Source organism: Stieleria maiorica, from assembly GCF_008035925.1.
GTDB classification, from domain to species: Bacteria; Planctomycetota; Planctomycetia; order Pirellulales; family Pirellulaceae; genus Stieleria; species Stieleria maiorica.
This window is the reverse complement of the sequence record NZ_CP036264.1, coordinates 5,065,487-5,079,031: the sequence shown is the minus strand read 5'-3', so window position 1 is coordinate 5,079,031 and position 13,545 is coordinate 5,065,487. Positions and strand designations below refer to the sequence as shown.

The 13,545-nt window shown below is 61.0% G+C and carries 9 protein-coding genes; 3 read left to right on the top strand and 6 right to left on the bottom strand.

Going from position 1 to position 13,545, the window contains the following annotated elements:
* The first annotated feature begins 106 nt into the window (after positions 1-106).
* Together Mal15_RS17250 and Mal15_RS17245 are read left to right on the top strand one after the other, a co-directional pair.
* Entirely contained in the window at positions 107-1,846 is a 1,740-nt protein-coding gene (locus Mal15_RS17250; protein WP_167546873.1) for a DUF1598 domain-containing protein, read from the top strand.
* Between the two features lie 63 nt (positions 1,847-1,909).
* Positions 1,910-3,721, top strand: coding sequence for a di-heme oxidoredictase family protein (locus tag Mal15_RS17245; protein WP_147868907.1), 1,812 nt, complete (start codon positions 1,910-1,912; stop codon positions 3,719-3,721).
* 207 nt (positions 3,722-3,928) lie between these two features.
* On the opposite strand, the gene Mal15_RS17240 is transcribed toward Mal15_RS17245, so the two are convergent.
* Positions 3,929-4,978 (bottom strand): threonine aldolase family protein, encoded by a 1,050-nt coding sequence (locus tag Mal15_RS17240; RefSeq protein ID WP_147868906.1) that lies wholly within the window; start codon positions 4,976-4,978, stop codon positions 3,929-3,931.
* Between the two features lie 27 nt (positions 4,979-5,005).
* Positions 5,006-6,004, bottom strand: coding sequence for a M90 family metallopeptidase (locus Mal15_RS17235; protein WP_147868905.1), 999 nt, complete (start codon positions 6,002-6,004; stop codon positions 5,006-5,008).
* Between the two features lie 307 nt (positions 6,005-6,311).
* Here Mal15_RS17235 and hemL point away from each other — a divergent pair, with 307 nt between their 5' ends.
* Positions 6,312-7,613, top strand: a complete 1,302-nt coding sequence (gene hemL / locus Mal15_RS17230) for a glutamate-1-semialdehyde 2,1-aminomutase (RefSeq protein ID WP_390623365.1) — start codon at positions 6,312-6,314, stop codon at positions 7,611-7,613.
* A gap of 528 nt (positions 7,614-8,141) precedes the next feature.
* On the opposite strand, the gene Mal15_RS17225 is transcribed toward hemL, so the two are convergent.
* From Mal15_RS17225 to Mal15_RS17210, 4 genes are all read right to left on the bottom strand, one after another.
* Positions 8,142-9,584, bottom strand: coding sequence for a sensor histidine kinase (locus Mal15_RS17225; protein ID WP_233902851.1), 1,443 nt, complete (start codon positions 9,582-9,584; stop codon positions 8,142-8,144).
* Positions 9,585-9,588: 4 nt separating this feature from the next.
* The gene (locus tag Mal15_RS17220; RefSeq protein ID WP_167546872.1) at positions 9,589-10,917 is read right to left on the bottom strand and encodes a protein phosphatase 2C domain-containing protein; all 1,329 of its coding nucleotides are present in this window, start codon (positions 10,915-10,917) and stop codon (positions 9,589-9,591) included.
* A gap of 101 nt (positions 10,918-11,018) precedes the next feature.
* Positions 11,019-11,624 carry a nitroreductase family protein gene (locus Mal15_RS17215; RefSeq protein WP_147868902.1) on the bottom strand — a complete coding sequence of 202 codons (606 nt, stop codon included), beginning with the start codon at positions 11,622-11,624 and terminating at the stop codon, positions 11,019-11,021.
* 179 nt (positions 11,625-11,803) lie between these two features.
* Positions 11,804-13,309, bottom strand: coding sequence for a SpoIIE family protein phosphatase (locus tag Mal15_RS17210; RefSeq protein ID WP_167546871.1), 1,506 nt, complete (start codon positions 13,307-13,309; stop codon positions 11,804-11,806).
* Between the last annotated feature and the right edge of the window lie 236 nt (positions 13,310-13,545).

The window sequence follows — 13,545 nt, the reverse complement described above, 5'->3', positions numbered from 1 at the left end:
ACCTCCCGGCAGCCGCAAACCGGAAACTGCGTTGTTAACATCCGCCCAATGCCGCGCGCCTTTAGGGCTCCGGAGCCACCACACGAACCCCGTCAGGAAATACGTGATGAGTCGACCCCATCGCATTGCGAGCTTGGCTTGCGTCGTTGCAATCACGATTGCCGTGTTCACGTCGACCGCAGATCATTGTTGCATGGCAGCCCCACCGGCCGACCCAACCCGGGCGGATCAAGCGATCAAGGCCGGGGAGTTTTCGGTCGCCAAATCGCTGCCTGCCGAAACCATACCCGGCACCCGTGACCGCTGGCTGGCCCAGGTGGCGAGCGCTCAATCGCTTTCGGGCGAATCGTCGGCCGCTGCCGCCACGGTGCGACAGATCGAAACACCGGCTGATCGCCAAAGCGTCCTCAACAATTCGATGGGTGCCGTTCGCCGCGGGGCACCTCAGGGTGGCGGCAGCTTTGCCGATTTTGATTCGCTGATGAATCTGATCGAGACCACCGTCGTTCCCGACACGTGGGAAGCGCTCGGAGGCAATAGCACGATGGCACCGTATCCCCAAGGCGTTTACGTGGATGCCGCTGGGACGGTTGAAATCGCTCACTTGCCCAGTGATGACCAATCACTTGCCAAGGGGGCGATCGCCAATCTGGACGCGCTGTTGGCCGCCGATCTGGAATCCCAGACCCGAGACTGGCGTGCCCCCTCCGAAATGCGTTTCGTTTCGCTGCGACGATTGCGAGACGAGATCACGGCGCGACGGATGACCGGTGTACCGCTGGGCGACAGTCTGTTGAATCTGGCCGGCCTCTCTCGCGTTCAGTATTTGTTCCTGACCGATGACGACATCATTTTGGCGGCTCCGACCAGCGGGATCGATTTGGATCGCGGCTGGTATGTAGACCGCCAGTCGGGACGTGCGACCTTGCGAAGCGATTTCCTGGCTCGTTGTCTGGCCGCCAGCCAAGCCGGTACACCGTTCGGATGCACGATCGATCCGACGCCGGCGGGAATGCAAGCGGCGATGGAGGTCGCCGGTCAGATTCGTTCGGGCCAAATCCCGATCGGCAAATCGGCTGACCAGCTGCAGAGCGCACTTGGGATGCAACGCGTCGAAGTGTTCGGTGCCGCCGGTGACACCTCGGTCGCGTTGTTGATGGTCGAAGCCGATCGCCACATGAAACAACTGGCTTTGGGCCAGCAACCGATGCCCGAAGGTGTCGCCAACTACCTGGACGTGGTCGATGACATGATCGACCAAGGGCCGCCCAACGGGTTGCTGTTACGGTTGTGGTTCACGGCCCAACGACAAGCGGTTCGCTGCGACAGCGAAAAACGTGTTTTCGAAATCGCCGGCAATGCCGTTCGGCTGAGCGGTGAAAACCAACGGGCATTGGCCGACGGTGGACGCGGCGATGTCACGGTCGATCCGCGCAGCGCACAGTTCGTCGCCGGATTCAACCGAAACTGGGCTCGCATCCGTGACCAGTACCCGGTCTATGGAGCGCTGGAATCGCTTTATCGAGTCGCAGCGGTTTCGCACTTGATCGACCGGTTCGGGGCCGAGGGCGTGCACCGCGATCTGGCTTCGGCGTTGGCGTCCGAAGACGAAGCGCGGGATTGGAATCTGCCGGCACCTAAACAGGTCGAATCGATCGCGACGATGCACACGGTTCGCAAAGGAAACAAGCGACACCACGTGTTGTTGGCCAGCGGTGGTGTATCGGTGGCGACCGACGCGACGGTGAAGTCGGCCATCGCAACCTACCCGACACTTGATGGGCACGCGTCCCTGGTCCGACAACGACCGGTCGCGGTGAATCATTGGTGGTGGGACGGCCGGTAGGGCGGCAGGGCGCGAAACGTATCGTGGCGACTGATCCATTTTTCTTTTCTGGCGGGGGCAACGATGTTGCAACAACGAATGGGTGTGAGATGTTTCGGTGGTTTGATCCTTGTCGCCGGCTGTTTATCGCTGGTCGGACAATCGGCATGGGCGGTGTCGCCGGAGTCGATCGCGGCGGGAAAACAACTGTTTGAAAAGAGCTGGTCGCCGCAGAACCCGGCCCTGATGGGCAATGACGGATTGGGCCCGCTGTTCAACGGCCAATCCTGTGCGGTCTGTCACCGACAAGGCGGCATCGGGGGCGCCGGGGAGGCCGAATTCAACGCCAAATCGATCAGCATCGAATCGATGCGCGTCTCCGGCGGACCGATCAATCCCGATGTCATTCGCCAGGCGATCCGTGGTTTCCACCCGGGCTTCATCGATCCCCAAGCCGGCATCGTCAATTCGCTGTCCCTGGCGCATCACGGCGGCACGTCTGCGTTCGCCGCCTCGCGTGACGCGTTGATGCAAAAAGTCCCCGCCCTGTTCAGTGACAACGGCGGCTCGGTCAATGCCGCCGAAGTCCGACTGGCCAACGCGACGCCGATCTTGTACTCGTCGACCGACGGCAACTACCAAACGACGATCCGCGCCCGCATGTTCCAGCGAAACACGACGCCGCTGTTCGGTGCCGGGCTGATTGATCAAGTCACGGTCAAGCAGCTGCGGGCGGTCGAACGAGAACAGACAAAGCACCCGGAAATCAGCGGCCGGCTTTCGACGTTGGCCAGCGGCGGCGTCGGCCGGTTCGGTTGGCGCGGGAACGTGGAAACACTGTTGGATTTTTGCGACCAGGCCTGTGCGGCCGAAGTCGGACTGGAAACGCGCCGGATCAACCAACCCGCCGATCCGATGGCGCCGGCGTATCGCAACCCGACCTACGACATCTCGGATGGCCAGATCAAAGCGATCGCCGCCTTCGTTGCCGCCTTGCCGGCACCGAAGCGAGAGATCCCCCAGGACTCCGATCGACGCTTGATGGCCGCACGCGGCGAACAAGTTTTTGCCTCGATCGGCTGTGCCGTCTGTCATCGCCCGACTCTCGGTCCCGCGGCGGGCATCTACAGCGACTTGCTGCTTCACGACATGGGGCCGAACTCCTATGACCTCAATCCGGCTGACCCGTACATCGTCCGTGCAACGCCGGTCACGCGGATGGATTTTGCCGTCGATTCCGAAACGACGGTGTCCCGCACCATGGTCGATGACACCGTCATGGGAACCGCTTATTACGGTGGAAAGTATTCGATGGAGCCTGGGTCGACGAGCACCATTGGCGGACAGTCCTCAAGCGTCAATACGGCGGCGTCCAGGTCCGCGATTCCGGTCCGGCCGAGCGTCGTGGTTTCACGCTATGAATATCGCTTCGAAGCCGCTCCCGTGCCGCCGATGACCCTGCGTTTCGTCAACGCAGAGAGTCAATCGAAGTCGTGGCAAACGACCAAGAGCGACACTCAGTTGGTCGAAAACAGAGTGAATCGCGACAATCGAGAACGGACCGCTTCGGGACGCGACACCTTTACGACCGAGAACACAACGACGACGACTCAAAACATTCGTCAGACCCGCACCGATTACACCCGGTTGCACCTGGAGCCGACATACTTCACCCAGGAATGGAGGACGCCACCGTTGTGGGGCGTGCGTGATACGGCCCCCTACATGCACGACGGTCGCGCCGAAACCCTGCTCGAAGCGATCACCATGCACGATGGGGAATCCCAAGGGACGCGGGATCGATTCTTGACGATGCCGCTGGAAGACCGGCAAGCGGTGATCGAGTTCCTCAACACGTTGGTCGCGCCGCCGAATGCGCCTCAGCCGACGAGTTAGTTGGGAGTTGGGAGTTGGGAGTTGGGCAGCGCCGTTCTGGCTCCCCATCATTCTGCCCCGTATCATTCTGCCTCCTTATCGTTTTGCCGCCATCGTTTTGCCGCCCATCATTCCGCCGGTCCGCGCGCTCAAATAGGGATCGACGGGCCGCTCGCTGACGCTTCCCGCTGGCATTTTGCTCGTTGTTTTGCCGCCTGACGCCGCCGATTACCCGACCAACGCGACGAACTGGTCGACATGGTCGGTGGTCGTGGCAAACGAGGTCACCAGTCGATACAACCCCTGGCCGGGTTCCAGCTTGGATTCGAATTCCTCGGGGACCGGCCAAGGATAAAATCGAGCCCCCTGGTCTTTCAGCCGCTCGGCCGCGGCTTTGGGCATCGTGACGAACAATTCGTTGGACTGGCACGGCCAGGCGATCGAAACGTGTTGCGAGTTTGCCAGTCCATCGGCCAAGCGATCCGCCATCGCATTGGCGTGCCTCGCCAGCCGAATCCAAAGGTCGTCGTCCAGGTAGGCGTGGAATTGTGCCGCGATGAAGCGTGTTTTGGAAAACAGCTGGGCGGCGCGTTTCCGAATGAACGGCAGTTGTTTGGCGCGGGCGGGATCAAAGAAGACGAGCGCTTCGGCACACCAACAACCGTTCTTGGTCGCCCCGAACGACAGCACGTCGACGCCGCTTTTCCAGGTCATTTCGGCGGGCGTTGACCCCAACCGGACCATGGCGTTGGCGAAGCGTGCCCCGTCCATGTGCAGCGGCAATCCGAAGGCGTGGGTGTGTTCGGCGATCGCCCGGACTTCCTCGTTGCTATAGACCGTTCCGACTTCGGTCGCTTGTGTCATGCTGACGGCCATCGGCTGGCCGTGGTGGACGAATTCGGGATCAAAACGTTCCAGCCCACGACGCAGCGCGGCGGGGTCGATTTTGCCCAAGGGGCCGTCGATCGGGGCCAGCCTTGCGCCGGAGGTAAAGAATTCCGGTGCCCCGCACTCGTCTTCGATCAAATGGGCTTCACGATGGCAAAGGACAAAGCCGCCGGGGCGATTGACCGCCGAAAGGGCCAACGAATTCGCGGCCGTTCCGGTGCCGACGAAAAAGACCGCGACTTCACGTTCGAACAGGTCATTGAAACGCTGTTCGAGTTGTCGATCCAGTTCACTGGCCCCGTAGGCGGGAGAGAAGCCTTCGGAGTGGCGTTGCAGTGAGGCGGCGATTTCGTCTGCCGCGCCGGCCCAATTGTCGCTGGCAAAAAACATTGCGTGCTGGTCAGTAAAAAGAGGGAACTAAGGTCGTGACATTCGTTTCCGCCGGCAGCAGTGTTTGTACTTTTTCCCACTGCCACAAGGGCACTTGGCATTCCGCCTCACCCGCTTGCGACGCCGCGTGACACCGGCCAGAAAGCTGCGTGTGTTCTGGCGATACATCTGTTGCATCATGTCGTAGATCTTCGGCGCCTTGGACTGCAGCACCTCGGGGGCTTCGAAGAAGTACTCCGAGAGGACCGCGAAGTACTCCGCTTCATTCGTGTAGGCGTATTGATCGATGTGGTGGCGGCCCTCGGGTTTATTCTTCAGCTCTTCGCCGATCCACTGAATCCAGGGGCCGATCGTCGCCAGACTCGCACCCGGCGGCAGACCGTCGACGCTGCCGTCAGCCTTGTCGACCAGGTGGGCAAATTCGTGGATGCCGACGTTGCGTTTGTCGTCGGGGTTTTTAAACCCCGCCCACAGATCGGGTTTGGACAGGATCATCACGCCACTCAAATGGCCCACACCGATCATGCCCAACGTCCGCCGGTCGACGTCGTCGTGCTCGCCCGAGGTGCTGTAGTCGTCGCCGAACGCGCTCGGATAGATCAGCACTTCACCCAGTCCTGAGTATTCCCAGTCGTCGAATCCGAAAACTGGAATGATCGCGCTGGCGGCGACCAGGGCGCGCGTCGTGTCATCGACGTCGGTGCGGATGCCGGTGATCGGGGTTTCGTCAAGAAAAACTTTCACCAGATTGCGAAACCGTTCCCGCCCGGCATCGTCCAGGGCACGGTAGTAATCGACGTACCGGTCGAGCGCGGTTTCCAGCTCCGCGGGAAAGGGTTCGGCCATCACTTGCAGCCGACGCAGCGTCTTCCGTCGCCACCACCAGTACGCCAGCGGTGCCAGCGGCAACCCGATCAACCAAAACGGTGATTTCAAGGACAGTAGCAGTGCCGCGCCGCCGATCAGCGCCGAGATGACGACGGCCAGCCGCTGGTTCGCGCGATCGGATTGTGCGGTTTCGAGCATCGAGTTGCTGCGGCCGGGAGAGGGTAAGAAGATTTTGGAGGTAAGAAGATTTTGGAGGTAAGAAGATTTTGGAGGTAAGAAGATTTTGGAGAGCGCGGGGGGAGACTTAATCGCTCATTTTCCTACCTCCAAAATCTTCTTGCCCATTTCATTCGTGCGGTCGGTCGCTTTCATCGTAACGCCCGCCGGTTCACCGTAGCGGCAAGGGGAACGTTTTTCGCTCCGAAGTTTGGCCGGGTTTCGCCCGGTCTCGGATTGGCTGACAATGGCGTCGCTTCCCTTCCCCAAAACAGGACCATCTTCAGCTATGACCGAGCCCCGTCGATTTGCCGGCGAAAAAAGCGTCGCCGCGTTTGAACAAGCCCGCAAACTCATGCCCGGTGGCGTGAACAGCCCCGCGCGCGCGTTCGGCGCCGTCGGAGGCACGCCGTTGTTCATCGACCATGCCGAAGGCCCCTATCTGTTTGACATCGATGGTCGGCGATACATCGACTACATCGGATCCTGGGGACCGATGATTTTGGGGCACCGTCCGCCGGCCGTGATCGACGCGATTCAAAAGGCGGTCGCCAAGGGGACCAGTTACGGGGCGCCGACCGAGGCCGAATCACGACTGGCCCAGCAGATCATCGACGCGGTCCCGAGCGTGGAAAAAGTCCGGCTGGTCAACAGCGGAACCGAAGCGACGATGAGTGCGATTCGCGTGGCACGCGGAGCGACGGGGCGACACAAGGTCATCAAGTTTTCGGGTAACTACCACGGCCATGTCGACAGCCTGTTGGTCGCGGCGGGCAGTGCCGCGGCCACGCTGGGCGTTCCCGATTCTCCCGGTGTCACCCCCGGAGCCGGCCAGGACACGATCGTGCTGGAGTACAACGATTGTGAGGGCGTGAAAAAGGCGTTTGCCGCACACCCCGGCCAGATCGCAGCGGTGATTTTGGAACCGGTCGTCGGCAACATGGGGTGTGTCCCCCCGACGATGGAGTTTTTGGAAACGCTTCGCCAGGAAACGCTTTCAGATCATTCGATTTTGATCTTCGACGAAGTGATGACCGGATTCCGGTTGGCCTTCGGCGGCGCCCAAGAGCGGTTCGGTGTCGTGCCCGACATGACCACGCTGGGCAAAGTCGTCGGTGGTGGGATGCCGTTGGGCGCCTATGGCGGTCGGGCGGACATCATGGACAACGTCTTGCCAGCCGGCAAAGTCTTTCAGGCCGGAACGCTTAGCGGGAACCCGGTCGCGGTGGCGGCCGGCAGCGCGACACTTGAGCAGTTGGCCGAGGATCCGCCCTACGAACAACTCGATCGCATGGGGGACCGATTGGCCGACGGATTGCACACCGCCGCGGCCAAGCACGGTCTGCCCCACCAAGTCCAACACGTCGGCAGCATGTTGACGTTGTTCTTTAACGCCCGCCCGGTGACCAATTGGCCCGAAGCGGATCGCAGCGATCGGGAAGCCTTCGGACGTTACTTCTGGGGGCTGATCGAGAAGGGCATCTACATGCCATGCAGCCAATTCGAAGCGTTGTTCTTCAGTAATCTGCACACCGAAGCCTTGATCGACGAAACCATCGATGCGGCGGACAAGGTGATGGCGGCGCTGTAAGGTCCTGTTGATTTACCAGCCCGCGGCGCGAGGCTTTGTCCCTAACCCCGTAGCGGAAGCCGCCAAGGCTTTCGTCTCGCAGCAGTTCCTTCCTCGTTCCAAGGCTCCGCCTTGGAACGCACTTTCGGTGTGGCTCCCGCCACACGCGGCGTTGTGCCCCTGGAGAGGCGGAGCCGGGGCTGCACAAAACCGTCCGAATTGTTCGCGTTTTCGTCCGTAGGATTTTGGCGTTTTCGATTCCGCGTTACCCTCTTGGGATCAGCCGTTTGGCGCCAGCCTACGGGCCCTCCTAGACGCCGGGGCCCGAACGCTTGCGCGAATCGGCTGATGTCGCTCGTGTTTCGTCGCCCGATGTCTGCTGCGAGTCGACCATCCATGCGGAATGATTTCGTTCAAATTCTGAATCACCACAGATTCCAGATCTCGCGCAGCCCAGGCGGAGCCTCCAAGAACTCCCGTTCCCAGGCGGAGCCAGGGAACGAGCGACGGGTGAAGGGGCAGACGCCTAAAGGCTAGATAGCACCATCCCTACGGCACGTTTTCCGGTTTGGCGATCGGCAAGGTGACCACCGCCGAAGTGCCTTGGCCGGGGGCGGAGCGAAAACTGAGTGATCCGCCGAGTTGAGAGACGACGTTGCGGGTCAAGTAGAGCCCCAGGCCGATGCCGCGACCGGGTTCTTTGGTGGTGAAGAACGGGTCGCCGACGCGGCCGAGGACTTCATCGGTCATCCCTTGGCCTTGGTCGGTCACGATGAATTCGACATTCCGTCGGTCGAGTCTCGATTCGACCCGCACACGGCCCTCGGCCCCGCTGGCATCAAGGCCGTTGTGGATCAGATTGCGGATCGCCTGGGCGACTGCTTCTTCGGGCATCCATAGCGTCTTGTTTTCGACCGCTTCGGTTCCATCGACGACGTCCACCCGGTGCGGGTCGCGTACGCCTTCCAGTGTGGCGTCGATCAGTTCGCCGACGGTCGTGCGAAACCATTCTTGTGCCATCGAGTCGCCGGCGGCGCCGCGCATGCGTTGCAGAATGTGTCGGCACAGATCCAGTTGATGGTCGATCAGTTTCAAATCTTGGTCGACCGTGACTGGTTTATCGACGCCTTCCAGGTGGCGTGACAATTCGCGGGCGACGACATCGATGGTCGAAAGCGGGGTGGCCAGTTCATGTGCCGCGCCGGCGGCCAAAGTGGTCAGCGATTCCAGTTTGCGATCGGCGGCTTTGGCCAGTTGGTATTCGCGCAGCTGGCGTTCGCGCGCCCGCAACAGACCGCTGGTTCGGGTGACGAAGTAGGTGACGACCGACGCGCAGGTGCCGAAGGCCAACATCAGTCCGCCGGTGCGAAGATCAAATCCTCCCGAGACGGTTTCGCTGCTGAGTTCTTTCACGGGAACGCTGTAACGCAGAATCAGCGCGTAGCCGAGCGTGGCGACGACGGTCAACGACCAAGCGGCCTTGGGCCAGATCATCACTCCGCCGACGGCGAGATTGACGAAGTAAAAAAAACTGAACGGATTCGCCGCACCGCCGCTGTAGTAAAGCATCGCGGTCAGAGTGGCCAGGTCCAGCAACATCAACCCCAGCGCGACCTTCTGAACCTGCGGCGACCCATCATGTTCCAGCGCCGCCAGCTCTTGATCGGAATCCAGGCGCGCGGGATTGGGCGGCATTGATTCCGAGACCGGGGATTCTTCGGCCCGGCGCCCGACGATGCGATGCGTCTGCTGTTGCGGGGTGTTGTAGCGCCGCAGCCACACGCCGTAGATCAGATTGGTGACGGCGGTCAGCGCGACCAACCCCAGCAGCGGTGCGTAGGGCAGTTGGACACCGATTCCCCACCCGGCCAACAAGATGGTCACCAATTGCCCGGCAACGGCAAATGAGCGTAGATGCAGCAGCCAGGCCGAAGAACCGAGTCGGGCGGAGGGAAGCAGCGGGATGGCGAGACGGACAGGGGGCTGATTCACGGCATCAGTGATCGATGGCAGTTTCGTCGGCCGAGCGGTTGTGTTGTTCGCGCAATTGATTCATCGTTTCGACGATCGCTTTGGCTTGCAGATGAATCGCGGTCTTTCCGTCGCCACGCCCCATCGCTGCCAAACCGTCTTGTTGAAACTGGTCGATCTGTTGCCAATCCATCATCCAGTTCTTCAGTTTCGCAGCCTCGCGCAATTCGGCCACCGTTTTTCCCAGCCGGTCAAAAAGCGTTTGATCCGGTTTGGCCATGTAGCGGCGATACGGGGCGTTGCCGCCGTAGGCTTTGGGAATCCCGCCGCGTTCGCCACAGCCGGACAGGGTGCGCCGCCGCGTCTGTTTCTTCAAGTTGGAATAAAAGGTGGCGGCGACGACGCCGGAGATCAACGCGCCCAAGAGCGTGATGATCATCACCCCGTCATTGAGTCGCAGGAATAGGAACACGACCGACAGGATCGCCAGAAGGACGGCGACCACTAGCGAGACGACCATGCCACGATAAGCGGATGCGTCTTCGGAGACGGGTTTGGCAGGAGCTTTTTTGTCATCGATCAACGGGCCTTCGGTGACGGTGGTCACGACGATCGTGGTGTTGTCCGGGCCGCCGCGAAGATTGGCCAGATCGACCAACACCTCGACCGCCAATTGTTCCGGCAAACAATCCAACAAGGTCGCCATTTCGACGTCATCGACCTGCCCGGACAACCCGTCGCTGCACAATAGGAACTTGTCGCCCAATTCCAATTCGAAGGGGCCTTCGATGTCGATTTGCACCTCCGAATTCGGACCCAGCGATCGGGTGATGACGTTTTTCGGAAGCGCCTGGCCGAGCGCGCTGTCGGGATGCACCTGCCCACTGGCTTGGACTTCCCAGACCAGTGAGTGGTCGAAGGTCATCTGTTCAAACACGCCACGCCGCAGTCGGTAGACGCGAGAATCGCCGACATGGGCAATGATTCCGCCGATCGGCAGCAATGCCAACGTGCTGGCGGTCGTCCCCATGTTGTGGAACTCGGGATTCTGCTGTCCACGCTGGTAGATTTCCGCGTTGGCTTCGGCGACCGCGACGTGCAGTGAATTCTTCGCGTCGGGGATGGCGCCGCGAAAGTAGTTCATCGCGATCAGCTCGGCAGCCATGCTGCTGGCCAATTCTCCGGCGGCGTGTGCCCCCATGCCATCGGCAACGATGAACAAGTGTCCGCGATTGTCGAACCGCTCGCGCGACTGGGCCGGGATCACGGAGTACGAATCCTGGTTGTTGGTTCGGCGCATGCCGACGTCGGTGCGTGAGGCGCAGACGACTCCAGGGTTCCAAGATTCCGACACCGATGGTTTATCCAGCTGAGATGATTTAATGCAGAGTTGATTGGCTGTGGCCGCTGAGCGGCCGCGAATTGTTATTGTATTTGGATTTGATCGTCGTTGAATCATTTCCAACCGATCGAGCGTCCCCATGACTCGCTGAACACCTGTTCGGAAAGTGGTTGACGTTGTCGCGCCGATGCCTCGCGTTTGGCCAACTCCCGGGCGTTTTCATCGCTCGGCTCGGAGGTTTCGGGATAGCCGATCGCGATCGCGGTCGCCGGTTCAAATTCATCCGGGACCTGGTATTCGGTGCGGACTTGACTGAGATTCACCCCCGCCATCTGATGGACCTGCAATCCGATCGCGGCGGCTTGGAGGGCTAAATGGGCGGCGGCCTGACCCAGATCGTGCAGCGCGACACGATTCGGGTTCTCGTTGCGTGAAAACGTGCGTCGGTAGGCGGTCAGGACGAGGACGCCGGCATTGGCCGCCCAGGCTTGATTCGCCTCCATCAAGCAGCCGAGCATCTTTTGAAACTCATCGCTCTGCTCGCGGTGGGCGACGATCCAACGCCAGGGTTGCTCATTAAAACTGCTCGCCGCCCAGGCGGCGGCTTCGAAACACTGGGCGAGCTTTTCTTGCTCGACCGGGCGGGGGGCGAACCGGTAAGGGCTCCAGCGCTGTTCGATCGGAGAAACAAGGTCGCGCAGCGTGGGATTGGTTGTCATCGGAAACAGGGATCTCGTAGGGTCTGGGACGGACCCGATGGGGGTCACAGTGTCGCTTCGGACGCGTCAACCCTCTGGCGCTCGCGCCGCGGTCATCAGAGGGTACCCTCGCCAGCGGGTGCTACTTTCACAGCATACCGATTTTATCCCCGCATTTGTGGACCGCTGCGGTAAAAAAATCAGCTGCTTCGCCGTGAAAGCGACAAAAGCCCACGCTCGTGACGATTGGGAAAACCTGCCATTTCACGACGCAGCACTGCCAAGGCGTTTTGGTCACTCTGGAGGGCCGATCGCATGCAGCATCCCACCAATTCCTGGCTGATGCCGTCCGATGCCAAACCTGCCCCATAGGCGACCAGCGTTTCCCCCTCGGCCAATCGGAATTCCGACTCGAAGCACTCGATGTTCAGCGCCGTGCCGAGCGGTTTTCCGCCCGACTGTGTCAGGGGGCGATAGCCGTACTTGCCGGCAATCAACCCTGCGATGTCGCCGGTCGATGCCAGTTCCCCGTGACCGGTTTCCGGATTCAAACGGGCGTAGAGCAGCGAGACCAACTGGTCGGCGGTGTTGGTTTCCCACAAGGTGTCGTTGATCCGCTGAAGCATCTGGTGGGGTGTGTGTTGATAACCACTGTGCGCCGTCAGGGCCGCCCGAGCGGTCGCGGCGATCATCGCTCCACCGGCATGCGAGTCCATGGCCTCGGCCATCGCCAGGATCAACGAGCCATCGGGCAGGACATCCCACATGTGCCAACCGGTCGACCAGTCATGCGGTGATTCGATCATCCCGTCGACCAACCATCCCGGCGCCAACAGTTTGCCGACCGGCAGGGACGAGTATTGCCACGAGGCGATGTCGGTGACCGCTTCGACCGAACTGCGATTGCGTTGTTCGCGGCGGACCTGGGCGGCCGAAGAAAGTTCCAGCGTGAGCTGTGACGACGCCATTTGCGCGATCGCCGAATACGACTCATCCAATTCCTTCGGGGCGTCGGAAAACAACCACAGCGTGCCGATCGGCAAATCGCCCTTGTAGATCGCCGTGCAAACGGCCGCACCGAACGGCTCCGGCGCATTCCATGTCTCTGCCAGATGGCCCTGCAGGTCATCCATCAACACCGCGTCCTGGACCATCGCTTCCAGATCGGCGCGACTGCCGCGCAACATCCGCGGTTCGCTCTTCAATCGATCCGCCGGCAATCCGACCACCACGCGCGTCTTCAAATATTGCGTCTCCTCGTCCAGCATGTAGACCGCGGCGGCATCGAATCCGGTCGCCTGGATCGCCCGTTGCAACGTTTGGTGGATCGCATCGGAGGCCGCCTCGCTGCGGGTCGGGGAAAACTGGACGGTCGCGAGGCTTGCCAGTTCGATTTCTTGGCGGCGGACCAGCGATTGCAACTCCTCGATCTCGCTGGCCATCGCCCGCGCCACGCTGGCCAGCTCGGTTGCGGATTCTTTGACCACCGGAGGCTGGGCTTCGGCCGGATCGTTGGCCATCACATCCATTTGCACCGCCGGCAAGACCTGCACGCCTTCGGCCTTGTGGCGGTCGTCGATCCGCCATCCCGTCGCCGCGGAGAAGGCACTCCAAAATTGGTCGCTCGAAGACTGGCCGGGGCGGGCGGTGGTTTGAGCGTCTTCGCCCAGATGAAGTCGAAGGTAGGACGGTACAGGTGTGCTCACGAGAATCTGCTCTGGCAAATGGAAAGCGAATGACGGATGAAATCGATCGGAATCCCGAGTCGAACGCTGTCTGGCGATCCTTGCCGTAGGGGATCGAATCGTCATCGATCGCAATCGCGCTGAACGGATTTGCCAGCAAAGTTTCCGGAGTTTGCCAGCCAGCCGCCCTTTGCCGGAATGATCGTTAGCAACGTCGCAACTGGTGCTCAAAGCGAAATCCAGCACAGAGCGACTGT